Source organism: Curtobacterium subtropicum (genome assembly GCF_030362975.1).
Taxonomy (GTDB): Bacteria; Actinomycetota; Actinomycetes; order Actinomycetales; family Microbacteriaceae; genus Curtobacterium; species Curtobacterium subtropicum.
Genome location: NZ_JAUCMM010000005.1, coordinates 42,342 through 63,797 on the forward strand (window position 1 = coordinate 42,342; position 21,456 = coordinate 63,797).

Below are 21,456 nucleotides of genomic sequence, written 5' to 3' on the forward strand. Positions count from 1 at the left end.
CACGGGCCGCGAGCCGCGGGCCGCAAGCCACGAGCGCCGGACGGCGCGCAGCCCCCCGCGCGCTACGGCAGCGTCGGCGCCGCCGCCACGAGCGCCCGCGTCACCGGGTGCCGCGGATCGTCGAGCAGCGACACCGGCCCCTGCTCCACGATCCGCCCCTCGGAGAGCACCGCGACGGTGTCGCACAGCCGCTGCACCACGCCGATGTCGTGCGACACGAGCACGAGCGTCAGCCCGAGATCGTCGGCGAGCGAGCGGAACAGGTCGATCACGCGGGCACGGACCACCACGTCGAGGGCGCTCATCGGCTCGTCCCCGAACAGGATCCTCGGCGCGTGCACGACCGCGCGGGCGATCGCGATGCGCTGCCGCTGCCCGCCGGAGAACTCGTGCGGGTACCGGTCGGCGGCGTCCGCGGGCAGGTCGACGCGCTCCAGCACCGAGGCCACGAGTGCTCGGTGATCCCCGGGCACCTGCAGCGCACGGAGCGGCTCGGCGACGATCGTCCCGACGCGCATCCTCGGGTCGAGGGACGCGTACGGGTCCTGGAACACCACCCCGGTCTCGCGACGGAACCAGCGCATCGCACGTGCGGATGCCGACGCGACCACGGGTCGACCGCCGGCCGACACGGTGCCGGCGGTGGGGGCCTCCAGGCCGGCGAGCAGCCGCACCAGCGTCGACTTGCCGGAGCCGGACTCGCCGACGATCCCGAGCCGAGCGCCGGAGACGACCGTCAGGTCGACCCCGTCGACGGCGGTCCGCACGGGACCCGGCTCGAAGGGTCCGCGCCGCGGGAGGCGGTAGGTGCGGTGGAGTCCGCTGGCGTGCAGCGCGTCGGTCATGCGGGGCCTCCGGTGCTGCGGGCGGTGGCACGCGCGGCGTCGACGAGGGCCGCCGTCGCCGGGTGCTGCGGGGCGTCGAGCAGCGAGCGGACGGACCCCTGTTCCACGACCCGGCCGTGGTCGAGCACGACGGCCGTGTCGGCGATCCGTGCGAGCACCGCGAGGTCGTGCGTCACGAAGAGCATCCCCGTGCCGCGCTCGGTCGAGAGCCGTTCGAAGAGCTCGAGGATCCGCGCCTCGGTCGTGACGTCGAGCGCGGTCGTCGGTTCGTCGGCGACGAGGTACGCGGGGGAACCGGCCATCGCCATCGCGATGCAGATGCGCTGCCGCTGCCCGCCGGACAGCTGGTGCGGGTACTGCCGGAGCAGCGCCGCGGGGTCGGGCAGCCCGACGGCGTCCGCCAGCGCGACCGCGGCGGTGGCGGCCGCACGGCGGTCCAGGCCACGGTGCAGTCGGAGCGGCTCCGCGACCTGCGCGCCGACCCGGCGGAGCGGGTCGAGGGCGGTCCCGGGTTCCTGGAACACCATTCCGATGCCGGATCCGCGGTGCCGTGCGCGCTCGCGGTCCCGCAGGCCGACGAGCTCGGTGCCGTCGAGGCGGATGCTCCCGCGCACCTCAGCACCGGTCGGTTCGAGGCCCATCAGGGCGAGCGAGGTCATCGACTTCCCGGACCCGGAGGCGCCGATGACGCCGACGCGGCGGCCTGGAGGCACGGTGAACGTCACGTCGTCGAGCACCGTCCGGCCCGCGATGCGGACCGACAGTCCGGTCACCTCGAGACCGTCGCGTCCGGTCCGCTGGTCGCTCACGCCGTCACCCCCGGGGTCGTGGTCGTGCCGTCGTCGGCGACCGTCCGGTCGTCGGCGGCTCGGTCTCCGCTGGGCCGGTCTCCGCTGGGCCGATCGCCGGTGGCCCGGTCGCCGGTGTCGCGGTCCCCGCTGGACCGGTCGCCGGTGTCGCGGTCCCCGCTGGGCCGGTCGCCGGTGGTCAGGCGCGGGTCGGACGCGTCGCGCACGGCGTCGCCGAGCAGCGAGAGCGCGGCCACCACGAGGGCGATCGCGGCGCCCGGCCAGGTCGCGCTCCACGGGTGCACGCCGATGTACGTCTGCAGGTCCGCGAGCAGGTTGCCCCACGACGCGGTGTCCGACCCGGCGCCGTAGCCCAGGTAGGACAGGCCGGCCTCGGCGAGGACCGCCGTCGCCATCGCGAGCGAGAGCTGCACGGTGAACAGCGGCGCCGCGTTCGGCACCAGGTGCCGGGTGAGCACGCCGAGGGGTCCCACGCCGGAGGCCCGGGCAGCGACGACGTAGTCGCTCCGGGCGATGCGGCGAATCTCACCGCGGGCGACGCGGGCGATCGTCACGCCGAAGGACAGGCCGACGCTCACCACGACGATGCCCAGCGACCCGCCGAACACCGCCGTCAGGAGCATCGCGGTCAGCAGCGTGGGGAACGCGACGAGGATGTCGAGGAGCACGGCGGTGCCCTCGCGGACCCACCTCGTGGTCAGCGAGCCGATCGCCGTCAGGACGATGCCGACGACACTCGCGACCACGCCGGACCCGACCGCGACGAGCAGGGTCGTCCTGGTGCCGGCCAGCAGGTAGCTGGCGATGTCCCGGCCCGAGGCGTCGGTGCCGAACCAGTGCGCCGGGCTCGGCGCCGCCCACTGCCGGAACGGGTCGGCACGGAACGGGTCCTGGGGCGTCCAGAGCAGCGAGACCGCGGCGAGCACGACGAGGAGCGCGAGCACCACGACGGCGAAGCACCCGGTCGGTCGGGAGACGATGCGGCGGATCACTCGCCCACCTCCCGCTGCCGGGGGTCGAGCGCGCGGTGCACGACGTCGACCGCGAAGCCGACGACCAGCACCAGCCCCGTGAGCACGAGGAGCTCCGACTGCACCTTCGTGATGTCGCGTCGTCCGACGTCGGTGACGAGCATGCGCCCGACCCCGGGGAGCGAGAACAGTTGCTCGACGACGACCGCCCCCACCAGGAGGCCGGCGATCTGCACGCCGAGGACCGCCAGCACGGTGAGGGCCACCGACGGCAGGCCGTGCCGCAGGAGCGCGCGCGTCCGGGTGAGGCCGATCGCCGCCGCGGTGCGGACGTGGTCGGCGTCGAGCACGGCGAGGGTGGCGGAGCGGGTGAAGCGCAGGATCACGGCGCCCTCGACGGCACCGATCGTGAGCGCGGGGAGCACGAGCGACGAGAACGCCCGTCCGGGTTCGTCCCACCCGTCGAGCGGGAAGCCCTGCGTCGGCAGCCAGTGCAGCGTGACGGCGAACAGCGCGATGAGGAGCATGCCGGCCCAGACCACGGGGACCGCCGCGACCGCCTGGGCGACGAAACCGATCACCGCACCGCCGGCTCGGCGACGGAGCACCGCGGCGAGCACGCCGAGCGGGACACCGAGCACGAGGGCGGCCACCAGGGACATCCCCGCGAGCGGCAGCGTGACGGCGAGCTTCTGCGCGATCTCCGGTCCCACGGCGCCGTTCGTCACGAGCGACCGGCCGAGGTCGCCGCGTAGCACGCCCCCGATCCAGTCGAGGTACTGCACGACGACGGGCCGGTCGAGGCCGAGCTGCTGCCGGAGCTGCTCGACCTGCGCCGGCGTCGACTGGGTGCCGGCGACGATCTGGGCGACGTCGCCGGGCAGCACGCGCAGCGTGGCGAACACGATGATGCTCGCCACGAGCAGGCCGACGACGAGCAGCAGCAGTCGCCCGACGAGGAACCGGGTCACGCGTCCGATGCTACGGGGGCGGCGGCGCGAGCCCGGACCGCAGCGCCGGACGGCGCCCCGACACGGGACGGGCCCGCGGCGCCATCGCGGGCCGAGGTCACCGGACCGCCAGCCCGGCCAGGTCGAGGCGCGAGTTGCCGCCGTCGACGGGGAACCCGGTCACGCCCTTCCGCACGGCGGTGATCTCCGTCGCCGTGTACAGCCACTCGCCGGCGGCGTCCTCGCTGACGATCCGGGCGGCCTCGCGGAGGGCCTGCTCCTTCTCGGTCTGCGACGTCGCTGCGATCGACTCGGCGTAGAGCCGCTGCACCTCCGGGTTGTCGTACCCGAAGTAGTAGTCCGGGTTCGCCCAGTTCCCGAAGTCCCGGGCCTCGACGTGGTCGACCATCGAGAGCTGGAAGTCCTTCTTCTTGAACACCTGGTCGAGCCACGTGGCGAAGTCGACCCGTTCGACCTTCAGCGTGATGCCGACCTCGGCGAGCTGCGACTTCAGCACGTCGCCGATGGTCGCCGGGTACACGTTGGCGTAGGTCAGGGTCAGGTCGAGGTCGGACTGCCCGGCCTCGGCCAGGAGCCTCTTCGCGTTGTCGGGGTCGTACGCGTCGATCGACGTCAGGTCCTGGTACCCGGGGTCGAGCTCGGGGATGGGGCCGCCCTGCTCGACGCCGGTGCCACCGATGGCCTTGATGAGCGCCTTCGGGTCGATCGCCTGCCGGATCGCCTGCCGCACCCGCTTGTCCGTGAACGGCGCCCGGGCGTCGTTGAACGCGAGCGTGTACTTGTCGGTCGTCTTGCCGCGGTGCAGTGTGATGTCCTGGTTGCCCTGCAACTGGCTCGCGAGGGTGCCGTCGACGGGGTTCAAGACGTCGAGGTCGCCGTTCGCCATCGCGTTCACGGCCGTCGACGGATCGGTGATGTACCGGAACACGATCTTCGCGACCTTCGGCTCGGTGCCCCAGTAGTCGTCGTTGCGGCTGAAGGTGAGCGAGTCGCCCTGCTTCCAGGAGGACACCTCGTACGGTCCGGTGCCGTTGGCGCTGTCGGACAGGTCGTTCTTCGCGGCCTGCTCGAGCACGAGCCCGGCACGGCCGGTCAGGGAGAAGAGCAGGTCGGAGTCCGGCTGGGCGAGCTGCAGCTCGACGACGCCCTCCGACGGCGACGTGATCGACGTGACCCCGGCGAGCTTCGCCGAGTCGACGTACGACGTGTTGTCCTTGGCCTGCTGCAGCGACCAGACGACGTCGGCGGCGGTGACCGGCTTGCCGTCCTGGAAGGTGGTGCCCTCGCGCAGCGTGAACGTGTAGGTCTTCCCGTCCGCCGACACCTCGTGCCCCGACGCCAGCACGTCGCGGATCTCCCCGTCCGCGGTCCGTCCGACCAGGCCCTGGTACACGTTGTCGATGAGCACCTGGTCGAGTGCGGCGCCGGACTGCGTGCGGATGTCGAGGCTCGTGGGTTCGAGGACGAGACCGACGCGCACGGTGGCGTCGTCGCCGCCGCGGTCGCTGCTGTCCGAGCCGGAGCAGGCGGTGAGCGTCAGGGCCGAGGCGACGGCGACCGCGGTGGCGGCCAGTGCGACGCGCGCCGTACGGCTGCCGCGTCGGGGGAGGAGCGGACTCATGGGTGTGGGTTCCTTCCGGGCGCGTGGGGGCGACGGTCGTCGCATCGCGCGGGGACGAGGTTACCGGCGATCAGCGCCGTGTGACGGTTGTTGGACCGGGTGCAACAACGCGTGACGCTCACCCCATGCCCGGATCACCGACGCCAGTTCGAGGGGTGCCTGGTTCTGCACGGCGTGCCGCGCGGTCACCGTGACGACCTCGGCGTCCGGCAGGCGCTCCGTGAAGCCTGCGTGCAGCCTCGGCGAGACGTAGCCGCGGTCGCCCCGGACGAGCAGGAGCGGTACATGCAGTGCCTCGAGGTCGGGCCACGCGTCGGCGAACCGGCCGACCGACGCCGTCCGACCCGAGGGCAGGTGCGGGAAGTGGTGCCGGCGGACGAGCCGGCCGTCCTCGCCGAGGCGGGTGGTGTGCCGGGCCTCGCGGAGGAGCACCGCCCGGTCGTCACCGACGCGGGCCTCGACGGCACGGTCGACGACCTCGTCGAGGGACGCGAACGGCGTCTCGTCCTCGAGCGCCCGGGCGATGCGGTCGACCGCGCGCTGCGCGAAGTCCGGGGACATGTCGACGAGCACCAGGCCGGTGACGCGCTCCGGGGCCGTCGCGGCGAGCCGGGCCGCGAGGATGGCCCCGAGCGAGTGTCCGACGACCACGCCCGGGGGCACCCCGAGGGCGTCGAGCGCGGCCAGGACCTGCGGGGCCGTCGTGCTCGCGCCGTAGTCGGCGTCGTCGCGCCAGGACGACCGGCCGTGCCCGGGCAGGTCGAGGGCGACCGCCGGTTCCCCGACCGCGATCGCCGTCTGGTCGAAGCTGTGCGCGTCGATGCCGAGCCCGTGCAGGTAGGTGATCCGCGCCTCCCGGCCGTCCGCCGTGTCCCAGCGGATCGCCGCGGTCTCGCGTCCGTCGCCGGTGCGGACCACCTGCCGGGAGGCGCGCAGCGGCTCCGTCACGCCGCTCGCCGCAGCGAGGGCGGCGAGGTCCGAGAATTCGTCGTCGGGTTCGTGCACGGGTCCGATCCTCGCACCTGGATCGGTACCCCAGTTCCCCTGGAAGGCTTAGGTAAGGCATGCCATACTCGTACCTCGTGGCAGCCCGGTACCGAGTCTTCTCCGTCCGCGTCGCGGCCGTGTCGGCGCTCACCCCGTCGTTCGTCCGGGTGACGCTCACCGGTGACGCGCTCGCGGACTTCTCCGCGGTCGGGCTCGACCAGCGCATCAAGGTCGTCCTGCCGATCCCCGGGCACGGGTTCACCGACCTGCCCGACGGCGACGACTGGTACGGCGCCTGGCGCGCGCTGCCCGACGCCGAGCGCAACCCGCTGCGCACCTACACCGTGCGGTCGTTCCGCCCCGACGCGCGTGAGCTCGACATCGACTTCGTGGCGCACGGGGACGCCGGCCCGGCGTCGCGCTGGGTGTCGTCCTGCCGCGTGGGCGACGAGCTCCGCATCGTCGGGCCCGCCGTGCCGTCCTCGCCGGCCGAGCTGCCGAGCGGTGCCGCGGAGTTCGCTCCGGGGAGCGCGACCCGGATCCTGCTCGCCGGCGACGAGACCGCCGCTCCCGCGATCTGCGCCATCCTCGAGGCGCTCGACGTCGCGACCGTCGGACACGTCTTCATCGAGGTCCCGACCGACGCCGACCGGCTGCCGGTCACCGCCCCCGCCGGGGTCGAGGTGCGCTGGATCGCCCGCAACGGCGCCTCCCACGGGGTCCGAATGTCCGACCAGGTGCACGCGTGGGCGTCCGAGGTCGCTGCCGGTCCGGCGCGCGGCGACGGCACCGCGCGGGGCACCGTCGAGCTGACGGACGTGGACGTCGACGAGCAGGTGCTCTGGGACGTCCCCGAGGTCGCCGAGGAGCGCCCCGTCTACGCCTGGATCGCCGGTGAGGCCGGGTGCGTCAAGGAGCTCCGCCGCCACCTCGTGCGTGGCGTCGGGCTCGACCGTCGGCAGGTCGCCTTCATGGGCTACTGGCGGCACGGCAAGGCCGAGCACTGAGCGGGGCAGCACCCGCCCCGGTGGTCGGCGCGGTCCCGGCGACCGCCCTGGGTGCGCGCGGCCTGACGCTGGCCTACGACGACCGGGTCGTGGTCTCGTCGCTCGACGTCGACGTGCCCGACGGTGAGCTGACCGTCATCGTCGGACCGAACGCGTGCGGCAAGTCGACGCTGCTGAAGTCCTTCGCCCGGACCCTGAAGCCGAGCGCCGGGACGGTGTACCTCGACGGTGCGCCGATCGACTCGCTCCGCCCGAAGGCCGTCGCCCGGCGGGTCGGGATGCTGCCCCAGACCCCGATCGCGCCGGAGGGCATCACCGTCCGCGACCTCGTGTCCCGCGGGCGCTTCCCGCACCAGGACCTGCTGCACCCGTCGTCCGGGTCCGACCGGATCGCCGTGCAGGCCGCGCTCGAGCAGACCGACACCGTCTCGCTCGCGGACCGCAGCGTCGGAGAGCTCTCCGGCGGACAGCGGCAGCGGGTGTGGATCGCGATGGTCCTGGCGCAGGAGACCGACATCGTGCTCCTCGACGAGCCCACGACGTTCCTCGACATCGCGCACCAGTACGACGTGCTCGAACTCGCGTCGGCCCTGCACGCGTCGGGGCGCACGGTGGTGGCGGTGCTCCACGACCTCAACCAGGCCGCCCGGTACGCGACGCACCTCGTGGCGATGCGCGACGGGGCGATCGTGGCGCAGGGCACCCCGGCCGCGGTGCTGACCTCGGCGCTCGTCGAGGACGTCTTCGGGCTGCCCTGCGTGGTCGTCCCGGACCCCGAGACGGGCACGCCGCTCGTCGTGCCGCGGCGGCGCGCCGCCTGACCGGCTGGTCGCGCTCCGGCGGACCGGCCCGTCGCTGACGACCGTCCGGCTGGTCGACGCGACAGCCAGGCCCTCCGTGAGCGAGCGGGACACGCCGCTCGCGTCCGGCGCGCGGGCGTGTTGCGTCGGCGCGGGACGGTGAGCGTGACGGTTCCGGCCCGCTCGGGGGACGAGGCAACCGGCTGACGGACGGGAGGCGCGGTGCCGGCCCGCACCGCGGCTCCCGTCCGGGGGGATCACCGGATCAGCGGTAGCCGCCGTCCTCGAGTCCGGCCTCCACCTCGAAGCGGTTGCGCGCGGCGTCGCGCCCCGCGAGCGCGTAGAGCAGCGGCATGAGCATGCCGTAGCGGCGCCACTGGGCGACGTGCACCCGCTCGTGCCGCAGCACGCGGGGCCCGTCGTTGTCCCGCGTCAGGTACACCGACCCGACGCACGTGCCGCCGCGCCGGAACGCCCAGCGCGGCAGGCCGGTGCACACGACCAGTCCGTCCTCGACCCGGACCCGACCGGTGGAGAACGGCAGACCGACGGCCAGCCCGACGGCGGTGGCGAACAGCCAGCCCGCGCGCGAGACGGGGGAGTCGACGAGCGGGTTGCGCACCCCTACTCCGGCCGGCCGTGGGTCTCGAGCAGGCGCAGCCAGACCTCGTTCATCGTCGGGTAGGCGGGGACGGCGTGCCAGAGCCGGTCGACCGGGACCTCGCCGACGACCGCGATCGTCGCGGCGTGCAGCATCTCGGCGACGTCCTGTCCGACGAAGGTCACGCCGATGACGACGCCGCGGGACTCGTCGACGACCATCTTGGCCCGGCCGGTGTAGCCGTCGGCCTGCAGCGCGGACCCGGCGACCGCGCCGAGGTCGTACTCGACCGCGCGGACGTCGATGCCCTGTTCGCGCGCGGCCGCCTCGGTCAGCCCGACGCTCGCGACCTCGGGGTCGGTGAAGGTGACCTGCGGGACGGCCGCGTGGTCGGCCGTCGCGACGTGGGCGCCCCACGGTTCGGCGTGCACCGGTCGGCCCTGTGCGCGCGCCGCGATCGCCTCGCCGGCCGCACGTGCCTGGTACTTGCCCTGGTGGGTGAGGAGGGCGCGGTGATTGACGTCGCCGACGGCGTAGAGCCAGTCGGTCCCCTGCACGAGCATCGTGTCGTCGACCTGCAGCCAGTCGCCCGGAGTGAGCCCGACGGACTCGAGACCGAGGTCGGCGGTGTGCGCCTTCCGGCCCGTCGCGGCGAGGACCTCGCTGGTGACGACGGTGGTGCCGTCGTCGAGCGTCGTGGTGACCAGGCCGTGCTCGTCGCGGTCGACCCGCGTCGGGTTCACGCCGGTGCGCACGTCGATGCCGAGCTCGCGCATCGCGTCGGCGACGAGCTCGCCGGCGAAGGGCTCCATCCCGCCGAGCAGCCCGTGGCGGGCGACCAGGGTGACCTTCGACCCGAGGGACGCCCACGCGGTCGCGAGCTCCGAGCCGGCGACACCGCCGCCGATGACGAGCAGGCTCTCGGGGACCTGCTGGGCGCTGGTGCCCTCGCGGGTGCCCCAGGGCTGCGCGTCGGCGAGGCCCGGGACGTCGGGCAGCTGGTGCAGCGAACCGGTCACGACGGCGACAGCGGCGCGTGCGGTGTGCGTCTCGCCGCCGACCTCGACGGTCTTCTCACCGGTGATGCGGGCGTGGCCGCGGATGAGGGCGATGTCCGCGGACTCGAGCCAGGCGACCTGGCTGTCGTCCTGGTAGTCGGAGGTGAACGAGTTGCGTCGGGCGAGGACCTTCGCGGCGTCGACTGCTCCGGTCACGGCCTGGGCGGCGCCGTCCACGCGCTTCGCGGCCGCGACCGCGTGCCCGCTGCGGAGGAGCGCCTTCGACGGCATGCACGCCCAGTAGGAGCACTCACCGCCGACCAGTTCGGCTTCCACCACGGCGACCGACAGGCCGCGCTTGTGGGCGTAGTCCGCCACGTTCTCGCCGACAGCGCCGGCGCCGATCACGATGAGGTCGTAGTCCGTCATGTCCCCGAACCTACGCGGAGGCATCGGGGCGCGGGCCGAGAGCGCACGGTGTCGGCGTGCCGGTCCTCAGTGCGAGGAGCGTCACCCGGCCGACGGGTCCGGCGCTGCCCGTCAGGCCGTGCGCGACGCCGTGGTCAGGGCGCCGACCGCGCGGAGGATCACGCCCAGGTCGTCGACCGCACGGTCCGGGTCCACCGGCGCGAAACCCGTCAGCGCGGCCCCGACGAGCCGCCGTCCGCGGGTCGCGGCCTGGATGCGCTCGACGAGTCCGGAGGCGTCCAGTCCGAAGGGCACCGGTTCGAGCAGGCCGTCGACCTCGGCGGGGTCGAGCACGTCGAGGTCGACGTGGACGAAGACGCGGTCGGCGCCGGTCGACCCGACAGCGGCGTCGACCGCGTCGGGCGTCGCTGCGTCCACGTCGAGGTGGGTGATGCCGACCCGGTCGAGGGCGGCGACCTCGGCGTCCTCGGCACCGCGGACGCCGGCCAGGACGACCGCGGCCGGGTCCAGGACCGGGAGGTCGGGGAACAGGTCGTCCGGTCGGTCCACGAGCAGGCGCAGCACGGCGGTCTCGGCCGCGACGGGTTGCGCCCGGTTCAGCGACCGGTAGCCGGTCGAGCCGGCGATGCGCACGAACGCGGTGCCCGGACGCACGAGCACGGTGGCGCCGAGCACGCTCGACCCGTCCCCGCCCACCACGAGCACGGGTTCGCTCGCCACGCCGGTCTCCTCGGCGACGCGTTCGGCGACGGCGCGCACGGACGTGTAGCGGGCGACCGCGGTCTCCAGGCGGTCGCCGGCACCGGCCGGGACGTCGACGACGGTGGTGGCGGCTCGGGGCAGGTCGGCCGCGATGGCCTGGGCTCCGTCGCCGAGGCGCATCGCGCGCGACGACGCCGAACCCTGCCACTGACCGACGACGAGGAACTGCATCGTCTCAGTCTGGCAGCACGGTCCGGCGCCGTCCGCAGGTGTGCGTCAGATGCTCGACGAGCCGCCGTTCTTCAGCGCGGCGAGCCGGGCCTCGACCTCGGCGTCGCGACCGACGTCCTCGAGGCTCTCGAACTGCGCGTCGAGGCTCGACGACTGCAGTTCCTGCTGGCCGAGGACCTTCGCCTCCTCGCGGCGGACCTTCTCCTCGAAGCGCGCGAGGTCGCTGGTCGGGTCGGTGATGTCGATGTTGCCGATGGCGTCGTTGACCTTCGACTGCGCCTCGGCGGTCTTCTGGCGTGCGACCAGCGAGTCGCGCTTGGCCTTGAGCTGCTCGAGCTTCTGCTCCATGCCGGCCAGGCCGGACTTGAGCTTCTCGACCTGCTCGTTCTGCGTCGCGAGCGGCGCCGCGTTGTCCTTGACCTCCTGCTCGGCCGCGATCTGCTTGCCGAGCGCGATCTTCGCCAGGTTGTCGAACTTGTCCGCGTCGGCGTTCTTGCCCTCGGCGCGGTACTTGTCGGCGGCGGCCGAGGCGTTCGCGGCCTTCTGGCCCCACTCCGCGGCGGCGCGCTCGTCCTCCTCGTTGTCCTGCTCCAGCAGGCGGAGGTTGCCGATGGTCTGCGCGATCGCCGTCTTGGCGTCCGCGATGTTGTTCGTGTAGTCACGGACGAGCTGGTCCAGCATCTTCTGCGGGTCCTCGGCGTCGTCGATGAGCTGGTTCACGTTCGCCCGGATGAGCGAGGAGATCCGGCCGAAGATCGTCTGCTTTGCCATTGCTTTCCCTTTCCTGGAAGGACTGTGGTGGTGCTGCTGGTCGAGCGTCCTGCGGGTCGTGCGGTCGTGCGGGTCGTGCGTGCGGTGCGTGCGACGTGCGTGCGTCGTGCTGGTCGTGGCCGGGGTCAGAAGCGGCCGCCGCCGGAGAAGCCGCCACCGCCGCCTCCGCCGCCTCCGCCCCCGAAGCCGCCACCGAAGCCGCCGCCACCGAAGCCGCCGCCGCCGAACGAGCCGCCGCCGAAGCTGCCGCCCCGTCCGCCCAGCAGGCCGCCGAGCACGATCCCGGTCACGAGGCCGCCGAGCTGTGCGCCGTTGCCGCCGCCTCCCTGCCCGGGCCACCCGCCCATGTCGTCGTTCGCGGCGTCCATGGCCGCAGCGGCGTACTGTTCCGCAGCGCGCGCCGCACCCAGCGCGCGAGCGGGGTCACTCGTCGCGAGGTCGACCGCGTCGTCGAGGGCACGCTCGGCCTCGGACAGGCGCGTGCGGGCCGTGGTCCCGACGGCACCGCGGCGGAGGGAGATGAAGTCGCGGGCCTGGCTGATGCGGGCCCGGGCGTCACGCAGGGCGTCGTCGAGGGCTCGTTGCGCACGCTGCTGCTGCTCCTGTGCCCCGCGCGCGGCGGCCAGCGCGGCGTCGATCTCGGTGTTCGCCTTCGTCAACGCGTCCACCGCGGCGATCGGGTCGCGCGGGTCGGAACCCTGTCGGAGGACGGTGTCCGCGCGGGTGACCGCGGCGGCGAGGGTCGGGTCGCCCGACCGCATCGCGCGTGCCGCAGCGACGTCACCCTCGATGTCTGCGCGCATCGCCTCGGCCCGCGCAGCCGCCTCGGCGAACGCCCGCTCGGCGCCCGTGGCGCTGGCGGTCAGCTGCTGGACCTGCGCGAGGGCGTGCTGCGCGTCGCGAACGGCGATCACGGCCTCGCCCTTGTCGCCCGACGCGATGGCCGCGGTCGCCGCCTGCGAGCGTTCCGTCGCGTACCCGAGCACCTGTTCGGCCTGTTCCACGTTGTCGGAGACCGTCGCGAGCGTCCGGCCGCCGTAGGACCCGCGGACCCGTTCGAGTGCCCGGCGCGCGGCGTCGAGCTCCACCGGGGCCGCGGCGACCGCGGAGGCGAGGCCGGCCGCGGCGTCCTCGACGCCGTCCTCGAGCGCGCGCAGCCGGTCGAACGCCTCGGTCTGCTCGTCGATGGACGCGTGCGCCTGTTCGCAGATCGCGATGATCTGGTTCGCCCACTGCGCGCGTTGCTGCGGGGAGTCCGGTACCTCGTCGTCGAGCTGCTGCTGGAAGGAGAAGGCCTGGCGCACGTTCCGCTTCGCGGTCGCGACGGCCTCGGCGAAGGGCTTCGCAGCGTCCTCGCCGAACTGCGCCGTGGCGAACCCGACCTCCTGCTCGGCGGTCCGGAGCTCGTCGTCGATGGTGACGAGCGCACCCCCGGCCTTGCGCTCGAGCCCGGCGAGCGACTCCTGTCGTGCCCGCTCGGCCTCGGCGGTCCGACGCTTGTTGCGGGTGCGGATCACCAGGACGGCGACGACCGCTCCGAGCACGACGACGAGCAGCAGCACCCACAACCACGTGAGGTCCGGCGGCGCCTGCGACGCGACGAGGCCGTTCGCCAGCGCGACGGCGGCGCCGGCCCAGTCGCCGTCCCGCAGCTGCGGCACCGCGTCCTGCTGGTACGCGGACTCGACGTCGGAGCGCGACAGTGCGGTCTCGTTGGTCTGCTGGATGTCGGCGATCCGGTCGTCGACCGCCACGGAGAGCACGATGGCGTCGGAGTCGATCTGGTTGCGCTCCCGCAGGGCGTCACCCCAGGCCGCGTGGTCGCTCGGGTTCGTGAAGGTCGGGACGTAGACGACGTAGAGCTGCGTCTGCGTCTCGTCGTACAGGTCCTGGATCGCCCGTTCGACCTGCGTCCGCTGCCCGCTGCTCAGGGCGCCTGCCTCGTCCACGACGTAGGCGCCGCCGAGGTCCACCGGATCGGTGGCGTGGGCGGCGGCAGCGGGTGCGAGCACGAGCCCGGCGGCGAGGAGCAGTGCGGCGATGCGTCCGACAGATCGGGTCGCCACGGACGCCGCGCCTCCGCGGGGGCGAGGGTGGCGCCGTCCTGCCGCTCGGTCGCCCGTGTCCGCTCCGTCGTGGACCGCTCGCATCCGTCCTCCATCCGTCGTCCGGGGACCTCCGTGCCGCCCCCGACGGCCCCCGCACGGGTGCCGACGCCCCGATGCTATCCAGACCACGCACACAGCGGGTGGATGCTCGGACGACCCCCGGTGACGTCGGTCATGTGGAGGACTTGTACCCCGGTTCGGGGTATGGTGATGGTCATCGTTCGACGACGAACGGAAGGGGAAAGCGATGGAGCGTACGACGAGCACCGAGGTCGTCCCACTGGAGGACGGCTACCACCGCGTCTCGACACCCGCGAGCGGTGTCATCGGTTTCGTCCGTGAGCAGGACGGCCGCTACGAGGTCCTCCGCGGTCGGGTCCGACAGGCCACCCGGTCCGAGGGTGCCTACAGCACCATGAACGTCGCGCTCATCGCGCTCACGCACGCCTGACAGGAGCCCGGCGCGACGCCGGACGGCGCGCTAGGCTCACCGCGTGGTCCGTCCGTCACACGTCGTCCGGGTCACGATCGTGCGTTCCGGTGCCGACCGGGAGGCCCTGCTCGACGCCGTCGCGTCGGCCCACCACGTCGACGCGGGCGCCGTGGGCGCGGGGCGCGCCTGCCCGCACTGCGGTTCGACGGAGCACGGACGCCCCTGGGCCACCGTCGCGGGCCGCGCGGTGCCGGTGAGCCTCGCGAGGACGCCGGCCCGGGAGCCCGGACGGCCGGGCGCCACCGCGATCGCCGTCGCCACCGGCACCACCCGCGCCGGGACGGTCGGCATCGACCTCGAACGGGTCGACCGGGTCGCGGCCGCCCCGCTCGACGCCTTCGCGCCGGTCGAGCTCGCGCGGCTGCCCGACGACCGCGACCGCACCACCGCCTGGGCCGTCAAGGAGGCGGTGCTGAAGCGGGACGGTCGGGGACTGCGCGTCGATCCCGTCGCCGTCGAGGTCGACCTCGTCCGGGGCTCCGCACGTCTCGCCGGACGCGTCCAGCCCGTGACGATCCGTTGGCCCGCACCGGACACCGTGCTCGCCGTGGCGGCCGGTGGCCTGCCGGTGGTCGTCGAGGACCGGGCCGGGCTCGGCGTCAGCGGCCCGGTCGGGTGAGGACCTCGACGCCGTCCTCGGTGATCGCGACGGTGTGCTCGGTGTGGGCGGTCCGCGCACCGGTCGCGCTCCGCAGCGTCCAGCCGTCCGGATCGGTGACGAGTTCGTCGGTGTCCGCCATGACCCAGGGCTCGAGCGCGAGGAGGAGACCGGGGCGCAGGGTGTAGCCCCGCCCCGGCTGGCCGGTGTTCGCCACGTGCGGGTCCTGGTGCATCGTCGAGCCGATGCCGTGGCCGCCGAACTCGGTGTTCACCGGGAACCCCGCTCCGGTCAGCACGGTGCCGATGGCGTGCGACACGTCGCCCAGGCGCACGCCCGGGCCCGCCGCGGCGATCCCGGCGGCGAGCGCGCGTTCCGTGGCGTCGATCAGGGCCGTGTCCGCGGGGTCGGCGTCACCGACGACGAAGCTGATCGCGGCGTCCGCGGCGATCCCGTCGAGCGTCACCGCCAGGTCGAGGGTGAGCAGGTCGCCGTCGGCGATCGCACGGTCGTGCGGCAGCCCGTGCAGGACCGCGTCGTTCACCGCGGTGCAGACGTGGTGGCCGAAGGGTCCGCGCCCGAACGAGGGGGCGTAGTCGACGTAGCACGAGACGGCGCCGGCGTCCTCGATCATCGTCCGGGCCCACCGGTCGACCTCGAGCGGGTTCGCGCCGACCGTCGTCCGCTCGCGGAGGGTCTGCAGGATCGTGCCGACGAGGGCGCCGGTGCGGCGGGCCCGGTCGACCTCGGCGGCGTAGAGGATCTCGATCACACAGATGATCGTACCGGTACTTGTAGCCCGGTACTAGTATCGGGAGCATGGTCCGACTCCCGCTCAGCCCCGACGAGCTCGAACGCGGTCGCCGACTCGGCGCGCTGCTCCGGATGGCGCGTGGCGACCGCTCCATCCTCGACGTCGCCCTGGCCGCGGGCATCTCGCCGGAGACCCTCCGGAAGATCGAGACCGGCCGGATCGCGACGCCGTCCTTCGCGAGCATCGCCGCGGTCGCCGGTGTCGTCGGGCTGTCCCTCGACACGCTCTGGGCCGAGGTGCACCCGTCGACGTCGGAGGGTCCGTGGGGTCGGGACGCGCCGGGTGCCCGCGTCGGGGCCGTGCGCTCCTAGGCCCCGGCGGCCGTCGCGGGTCCGGGGACGTCCGGCTCGTCGATCCACGGGCCCGTGACCCGGCGCACGGCGAACTCCGTCGTGCCCGCGGCGTGCGCGAAGGCGGCGTACACGTCCGTCGGCGCGATCGTGCCGTGCCGGTGCGCGGCGCCGGTGCTCCGGAGTGCCGCGGTGAACGTCGTGTCCCCGTACGTCCGGCGCAGTGCGTGCAGGGCGAGGGCCCCGCGCTTGTAGACCCGGTCGTCGAACATGTCGCGCGCGCCCGGGTCGGCGACGACCAGGTCCTGCGGCCCCGCCAGCAGCGCCTGCCGGTGCCGTTCGGCCAGCACGTCGGCGGTGTCGCCACCGCGGTGCTCCGACCACAGCCACTCGGCGTAGCAGGCGAAGCCCTCGTGCAGCCAGATGTCCCGCCACCGCCCGGCGGTCACCGAGTTGCCCCACCACTGGTGCGCGAGCTCATGCGCGATGAGCCGGTCGGTGCCGTGCTCCCCGTCGACGTGGTTCCTGCCGAAGACCGCGAGACCGTGGGCCTCGAGCGGGATCTCGAGCTCGTCGTCCGTCACGACGATGCCGTAGGACGAGAACGGGTACGGCCCGAACACGTCGCTGTACAGCGCGATCATGTCCGGGACCCGCCCGAAGTCGGTCCGGACCGCCGTGGTCAGGTCGGCCGGGTGGTGCACGGTGACGGCCGGTGTCCCGCGCAGCGCCGTGGTGCGGTACCGCCCGATCTGCACGGTGGCCAGGTAGGTCGCCATCGGCTCGGTGACGGCGTAGGTCCAGGTCGTCCCGGCGCGTGCTCGCTCGCTGCCGAGCAGGTCACCGTTCGCCACGACGTCGTAGCCGCTCTCGGCGGTGACCTCGAAGCGGTACGTGGCCTTGTCGTCCGGCCGGTCGTTGCAGGGGAACCACGAGGGCGCTCCGGTGGGCTGGGCGGCGACGATCACGCCGTCGGTCAGTTCCTCCCAGCCGATCTGCCCCCACGGACTGCGGAGCGGACGGGGCGCGCCGCGGTACCGGAGGTGCACCGCGAACGTGTCCCCGGCGGCGATCGGGACCACCGGCGTCACGGTGACCTTGTGCGTCCCGGTGGCGACCTTCGCCGCGCGCGTGCCGTCGACGTCGACGCGGTCCACGCGCAGCCCGTGCAGGTCGAGCACGATGCGGTCGAGCGGCACGAGCGCGCGGCCGGTGACAGTGGCGGTGGCGTCGAGGCGGTTCGTGGCGACCCGGTAGCCGAGCCGCAGGTCGTAGTGCAGCGCGCTCCACCGCCGGTCGCCGCTGTGCGGGGTGTAGGGGTCGGCGTCGGGGTTCGGCTTCACGGTGTCGTCGAGTCTGCCACGGCCGCGGACCCAGGGGCGGTGTCGGTGCGTTCCCCGTCCGGCCCGTCCGGTGCGGTCGAGGTGTCGGGTGCGGACGGGACCGTGGGCGCGGACGCCCACGGGGCGATCGGGTTCCCCGCCCACCACGTGCCGCCCGGCACCTGCTCGCCGCGCATCACGAGCGACGCCGGTCCGACGGTCGCGCTCGTCCCGATCCCGGAGGCGGGCAGCGCGACGCTGTGCGGCCCGAGGGTCGCGCCGTCGTCGAGGCGCACCTCGTCGAGCTGCATGACCCGGTCGTGGAACAGGTGCGTCTGCACGACCGTGCCACGGGCGACCGCTGCACCGTCGCCGATCGCCACGAGGTCGGCCTCCGGCAGCCAGTACGTCTCGATCCAGGTGCCGCGACCGATGCGCGCGCCGAGGCTCCGGAGCCACGCGGCGAGTGCGGGCGTGCCGGGGGCCTGCTCGGCGAACCACGGCCGCGCGACCGTCTCGACGAAGGTGTCCTGCACCTCGTTGCGCCAGACGAAGGACGACCACAGCGGGTGCTCCCTGGCGTCGATCCGGCCGACGAACACCCACTTCGCCACCGTGGAGACGACGGCTGCGACCGCTCCCGCCACGATGAGCACCGGGCCGGCGAGCAGCACCGTCCAGCCGATGCCGACGGCCGACCAGAGCGCGAGCAGGGTCCCGGCGACGCCGAGCGCGATCGCCGCGGACACCATCGGGGCGAGCAGGCGCAGCAGCTCCCAGCACCCGCGCGCCACCTTGAGCCGTCGGGGCGGGCGGAACGTCCGTGCCTCGTCGAACTCCGTCGCCGCACGGCGCAGCCGTACCGGCGGCGACCCGAGCCACGACGACCCGCGCTTGGCCTTCCTCGGCACGGCCGAGAGCACGGCGACGAGCGCCTCGCGGGGGACCGAACGGCCGGCGCCCGTCATGCCGGAGTTGCCGAGGAACGCCCGGCGGCCCACCTTCGAGCGGCCGATACGGACGTACCCGCCGCCGAGCTCGTACGTGGCGACCATCGTGTCGTCCGCCAGGAACGCCCCGGACGCGATCTGCGTGAGCGACGGGATGAGCAGCACCGTCGAGATCTCGGTGTCCCGCCCGACGCGTGCGCCCAGGAGCCGCAGCCAGAGCGGGGTGACCAGCGACGCGTAGAGGGGGAAGAGCAGCGTCCGGGCGGCGTCGAGGACCCGCTCGGTGCACCAGGCCTGCCAGCCGCGACGTGACCGCACGGGGTGTCGTCCCTCGTGCAACCCGAGCGCGAGGAGCCGTACGGCCGCGACCACGAGCACGGCGTACACGAGTCCCGCGACGAGCGTGGCGAGGGGGACCGCCGCCAGCGCGCGGGGCACGGCCGCCCCCAGGGTGCCGGCGGGCCCGACGAGCGTGACCGCGACGGCGAGCCCGGCGGCGACGCCGACGACGGGCAGACCGGCGACGACGACCGATCCGACCCCGTACGCGACGAGCCAGCGACGTCGGGCCGGGGGACGTGCCTCCCGGCCGTGACGTGCCGAGCCGACGCGCTCCGCGGGGGAGCCCGCCCACCGTTCCCCGTCGGGGACCCGGCCGGTGACGGCGGAGCCGGCCTCGACCTCGGCGCCCTCGCCGACGTGGGCCCCGGGCAGCAGCGTCGAGCGGCTGTGCACCACCGCGTCGGCGTCCACCTGCACGAGGCCGAGGCGGAACACGTCGCCGTCGACCCAGTGCCCCGCGAGGTCGACCTCCGGTTCGATCGACGCACGCTTGCCGACGGCCAGCATGCCGGTGACCGGCGGCAGCGTGTGCAGGTCGACGTCGCGGCCGATGCGGGCACCGAGTGCGCGGGCGTAGTAGCTGATCCACGGGGCACCCGCCGTGGACGGGCCGTCGACGGCCTCGGCGACGCGTTCGGCGAGCCAGACACGGACGTGCACCGACCCACCCCGCGGATGGTTGCCGGGATGGACGCCGACCAGCAGGAGGCGTGCGAGCACCACCGTGAGCGCCATCTTGCCGACCGGGGTGACGAAGAGGAGCAGGGCGACGACGAGGGCCCACCACGGCAGGACGGGCAGCATCGGCAGCGTGGTGGCGTGCAGGACCGCTGCGACGAGCGCCGTCCAGGTCAGGACGCGCAGGCCCCGCAGCACCTGCACCGGCAGGCCGAGCAGCGTGAGCAGCAGGCCGGTCGTCGGCGGGACCGGTCGGACCGGGCGCCGGGCGGCCGCGGCGGGACCGGCGTCGTCGAGGGCCTCGGCGAGCGCACCTATCCGAGGGTGGTCGTACACGTCCGACACTGTCGTGGTGGGGAAACGCTCCCGGATCGCCGACACGAGCTGCGCGGCGGTGAGGGACCCACCGCCGTGCGCGAAGAAGTCGTCGTCCACGCTCGTCACCGGCACGCCGAGGATCGCCGACCACCGCTCCGCGATCCACGCGACGGTGTCGGGCAGCAGTGCGGCGTCGGTCGCGCCGGGCAACGGCCAGGGGAGCGCCGCGCGGTCGACCTTGCCCGAGGTGCGGGTGGGCAGGGCGTCGACGACGGCCAGGAGCGGCACGAGCGCGGCGGGCAGTTCCTCGCGCAGCCGGGCGTTCGCCGCGGCGGTGTCGATCTCGGCGCCCGCGACGGGGGCGACGTAGCCGACGAGCACCTGGTTGCCGGCCGGTGTCCGCTGCACGACCGCCGCACCGCCGGCGACGCCGTCGAGGCCCTGCAGCGCCGCGTCGACCTCCCCGAGCTCGATGCGGCGGCCGCCGAGCTTCACCTGGTCGTCTGCGCGGCCCTGGAAGACGAGGCCCTCGGGCTCGTAGCGGACGAGGTCGCCGCTCCGGTAGGCCCGCTCCCACCCGAGCTCGGGGAACGGGGCGTACTTCTCGGCGTCCTTCGCCGGGTCGAGGTAGCGGCCCAGTCCGACCCCGCCGATCACGAGCTCCCCGACACCGCCGGGTGCGACGCGTCGCCCCTGCTCGTCGACGACCGCGAGGTCCCACCCGTCGAGCGGCAGGCCGATCCGCACCGGTTGGCTGCCGTCCATCAGCGACCCGCAGGCGACGACGGTGGCCTCGGTGGGGCCGTAGGTGTTCCACAGCTCGCGGTCGCGCGAGGTGATGCGGGCCGCGAGTTCGGGCGGGCAGGCCTCGCCGCCGAAGATCACCAGTCGCACCTGCTCAAGCGCGTCGTCGGGCCACAGCGCGGCGAGCGTCGGGACCGTCGACACGACCGTGATGGTGTGCGCGATGAGCCACGGGCCGAGGTCGACCCCGGTGCGGACGAGCGACCGCGGCGCCGGCACGAGGCACGCGCCGTGCGCCCACGCCAGCCACATCTCCTCGCACGAGGCGTCGAACGCGACGCTGAGGCCGGCGAGCACCCGGTCGCCCGGACCGATCGGTGCGTCCTGCAGGAACATCCGCGCCTCGGCGTCGACGAAGGCCGCGGCGGACCGGTGCGTCACCGCGACGCCCTTCGGCACGCCCGTCGAGCCAGAGGTGAAGATCACCCACGCGTCGTCGTCGGTGGTCGGGACCGTGGCCCCTGCACCGGGGTCGACGACGGGGGCGGGGACGGCGTCCGCCGCGCCGCTCGTCCGGAGGACCCCGCCCGAACCGAGCACGCCGACGACGCCGGCCTCCCCGAAGACCAGCGCGGCACGCTCCTCGGGGTCGTCCGCGTCGACGGGGACGTAGGCGGCGCCGGCGGCGAGCACGGCCAGGATCGACAGGTAGAGGTCGCGGCCGCCCGACGGGATCCGCACGCCGACGCGGTCGCCGCGACGCACCCCGCGCGTGGCGAGGTCGTCGGCCTGCTCACGGACCAGCCGGAGGAGCGTCGCGTAGTCGAGGGTGCCGGCGGGGTCCTCCAGTGCGAGGGCGTCGGGCGTGGCACGTGCGGTCGCCTCGAGGACGTCGACCAGGGTGCGGGGGTCGGGTGCGTACTGGCCGCGGGCGAGGGGTGCCTGGGTGTCCGTGGTGCCGGTGCTCATCGGCGCGGATCATACTGACGCCGGGTGTCGCCCCCGCAAACCCCACGTGACCCGCACCACGTGCCCCAGTCCGCGCCCGCGCAATGC

19 protein-coding genes are annotated in these 21,456 nt (G+C 74.2%); 5 read left to right on the forward strand and 14 right to left on the reverse strand.

Annotated elements, in window-relative coordinates; genetic code table 11:
• Window positions 1–62: 62 nt before the first annotated feature.
• From QUG98_RS08980 to QUG98_RS09005, 6 genes are all read right to left on the reverse strand, one after another.
• Window positions 63–845: an ABC transporter ATP-binding protein gene (locus QUG98_RS08980; RefSeq protein WP_289470218.1), complete on the reverse strand. Its 783-nt coding sequence runs from the start codon at window positions 843–845 to the stop codon at window positions 63–65.
• Window positions 842–1,654, reverse strand: a complete 813-nt coding sequence (locus QUG98_RS08985) for an ABC transporter ATP-binding protein (protein WP_289470219.1) — start codon at window positions 1,652–1,654, stop codon at window positions 842–844. Before QUG98_RS08985 ends, QUG98_RS08980 begins: the two co-directional genes overlap by 4 nt.
• Window positions 1,651–2,646 carry an ABC transporter permease gene (locus QUG98_RS08990; RefSeq protein ID WP_289470220.1) on the reverse strand — a complete coding sequence of 332 codons (996 nt, stop codon included), beginning with the start codon at window positions 2,644–2,646 and terminating at the stop codon, window positions 1,651–1,653. Before QUG98_RS08990 ends, QUG98_RS08985 begins: the two co-directional genes overlap by 4 nt.
• Complete coding sequence (locus QUG98_RS08995) at window positions 2,643–3,596, reverse strand: ABC transporter permease (protein ID WP_137767499.1); 954 nt, start codon at window positions 3,594–3,596, stop codon at window positions 2,643–2,645. The genes QUG98_RS08990 and QUG98_RS08995 overlap by 4 nt, the downstream gene beginning before the upstream one ends.
• Window positions 3,597–3,693: 97 nt before the next feature.
• The gene (locus QUG98_RS09000; protein WP_289470221.1) at window positions 3,694–5,217 is read right to left on the reverse strand and encodes an ABC transporter substrate-binding protein; all 1,524 of its coding nucleotides are present in this window, start codon (window positions 5,215–5,217) and stop codon (window positions 3,694–3,696) included.
• Window positions 5,218–5,277: 60 nt separating this feature from the next.
• Window positions 5,278–6,222 (reverse strand): alpha/beta fold hydrolase, encoded by a 945-nt coding sequence (locus tag QUG98_RS09005; RefSeq protein WP_289470222.1) that lies wholly within the window; start codon window positions 6,220–6,222, stop codon window positions 5,278–5,280.
• 59 nt (window positions 6,223–6,281) lie between these two features.
• On the opposite strand from QUG98_RS09005, the gene QUG98_RS09010 reads away from it, so the two are divergent.
• On the forward strand, window positions 6,282–7,211 hold the full coding sequence (locus tag QUG98_RS09010; RefSeq protein ID WP_289470223.1) for a siderophore-interacting protein: 930 nt from the start codon (window positions 6,282–6,284) through the stop codon (window positions 7,209–7,211).
• Between the two features lie 20 nt (window positions 7,212–7,231).
• Window positions 7,232–8,032, forward strand: a complete 801-nt coding sequence (locus QUG98_RS09015) for an ABC transporter ATP-binding protein (protein WP_289470225.1) — start codon at window positions 7,232–7,234, stop codon at window positions 8,030–8,032.
• A 244-nt stretch (window positions 8,033–8,276) separates the two neighbouring features.
• Here the strand turns inward: QUG98_RS09015 and QUG98_RS09020 are convergent, their stop codons facing one another.
• The 5 genes from QUG98_RS09020 to QUG98_RS09040 form a co-directional block, all read right to left on the reverse strand.
• The gene (locus QUG98_RS09020) at window positions 8,277–8,633 is read right to left on the reverse strand and encodes a Fe-S oxidoreductase (RefSeq protein WP_289470226.1); all 357 of its coding nucleotides are present in this window, start codon (window positions 8,631–8,633) and stop codon (window positions 8,277–8,279) included.
• A 2-nt stretch (window positions 8,634–8,635) separates the two neighbouring features.
• A complete protein-coding gene (locus tag QUG98_RS09025) occupies window positions 8,636–10,039 on the reverse strand; it encodes a dihydrolipoyl dehydrogenase family protein (RefSeq protein WP_289470227.1) in 1,404 nt (467 codons plus the stop codon).
• A gap of 111 nt (window positions 10,040–10,150) precedes the next feature.
• A complete protein-coding gene (locus tag QUG98_RS09030; protein WP_289470228.1) occupies window positions 10,151–10,972 on the reverse strand; it encodes an arginase family protein in 822 nt (273 codons plus the stop codon).
• Between the two features lie 45 nt (window positions 10,973–11,017).
• Window positions 11,018–11,743 carry a PspA/IM30 family protein gene (locus QUG98_RS09035; protein ID WP_289470229.1) on the reverse strand — a complete coding sequence of 242 codons (726 nt, stop codon included), beginning with the start codon at window positions 11,741–11,743 and terminating at the stop codon, window positions 11,018–11,020.
• Between the two features lie 125 nt (window positions 11,744–11,868).
• Window positions 11,869–13,809 carry a TPM domain-containing protein gene (locus tag QUG98_RS09040; RefSeq protein ID WP_289470230.1) on the reverse strand — a complete coding sequence of 647 codons (1,941 nt, stop codon included), beginning with the start codon at window positions 13,807–13,809 and terminating at the stop codon, window positions 11,869–11,871.
• A 289-nt stretch (window positions 13,810–14,098) separates the two neighbouring features.
• On the opposite strand from QUG98_RS09040, the gene QUG98_RS09045 reads away from it, so the two are divergent.
• Together QUG98_RS09045 and QUG98_RS09050 are read left to right on the forward strand one after the other, a co-directional pair.
• The gene (locus QUG98_RS09045; protein WP_058729997.1) at window positions 14,099–14,302 is read left to right on the forward strand and encodes a hypothetical protein; all 204 of its coding nucleotides are present in this window, start codon (window positions 14,099–14,101) and stop codon (window positions 14,300–14,302) included.
• Window positions 14,303–14,345: 43 nt separating this feature from the next.
• Complete coding sequence (locus QUG98_RS09050) at window positions 14,346–14,963, forward strand: 4'-phosphopantetheinyl transferase superfamily protein (protein WP_289470231.1); 618 nt, start codon at window positions 14,346–14,348, stop codon at window positions 14,961–14,963.
• Here QUG98_RS09050 and map read toward each other — a convergent pair.
• Window positions 14,944–15,714, reverse strand: coding sequence for a type I methionyl aminopeptidase (gene map, locus QUG98_RS09055; protein ID WP_289470232.1), 771 nt, complete (start codon window positions 15,712–15,714; stop codon window positions 14,944–14,946). The genes QUG98_RS09050 and map overlap by 20 nt on opposite strands.
• Window positions 15,715–15,761: 47 nt before the next feature.
• Here map and QUG98_RS09060 point away from each other — a divergent pair, with 47 nt between their 5' ends.
• Window positions 15,762–16,067: a helix-turn-helix domain-containing protein gene (locus QUG98_RS09060; protein ID WP_289470233.1), complete on the forward strand. Its 306-nt coding sequence runs from the start codon at window positions 15,762–15,764 to the stop codon at window positions 16,065–16,067.
• On the opposite strand, the gene QUG98_RS09065 is transcribed toward QUG98_RS09060, so the two are convergent.
• On the reverse strand, window positions 16,064–17,389 hold the full coding sequence (locus tag QUG98_RS09065) for a M1 family metallopeptidase (RefSeq protein ID WP_289470235.1): 1,326 nt from the start codon (window positions 17,387–17,389) through the stop codon (window positions 16,064–16,066). The genes QUG98_RS09060 and QUG98_RS09065 overlap by 4 nt on opposite strands.
• Window positions 17,386–21,369, reverse strand: a complete 3,984-nt coding sequence (locus tag QUG98_RS09070) for a Pls/PosA family non-ribosomal peptide synthetase (protein ID WP_289470236.1) — start codon at window positions 21,367–21,369, stop codon at window positions 17,386–17,388. Before QUG98_RS09070 ends, QUG98_RS09065 begins: the two co-directional genes overlap by 4 nt.
• Between the last annotated feature and the right edge of the window lie 87 nt (window positions 21,370–21,456).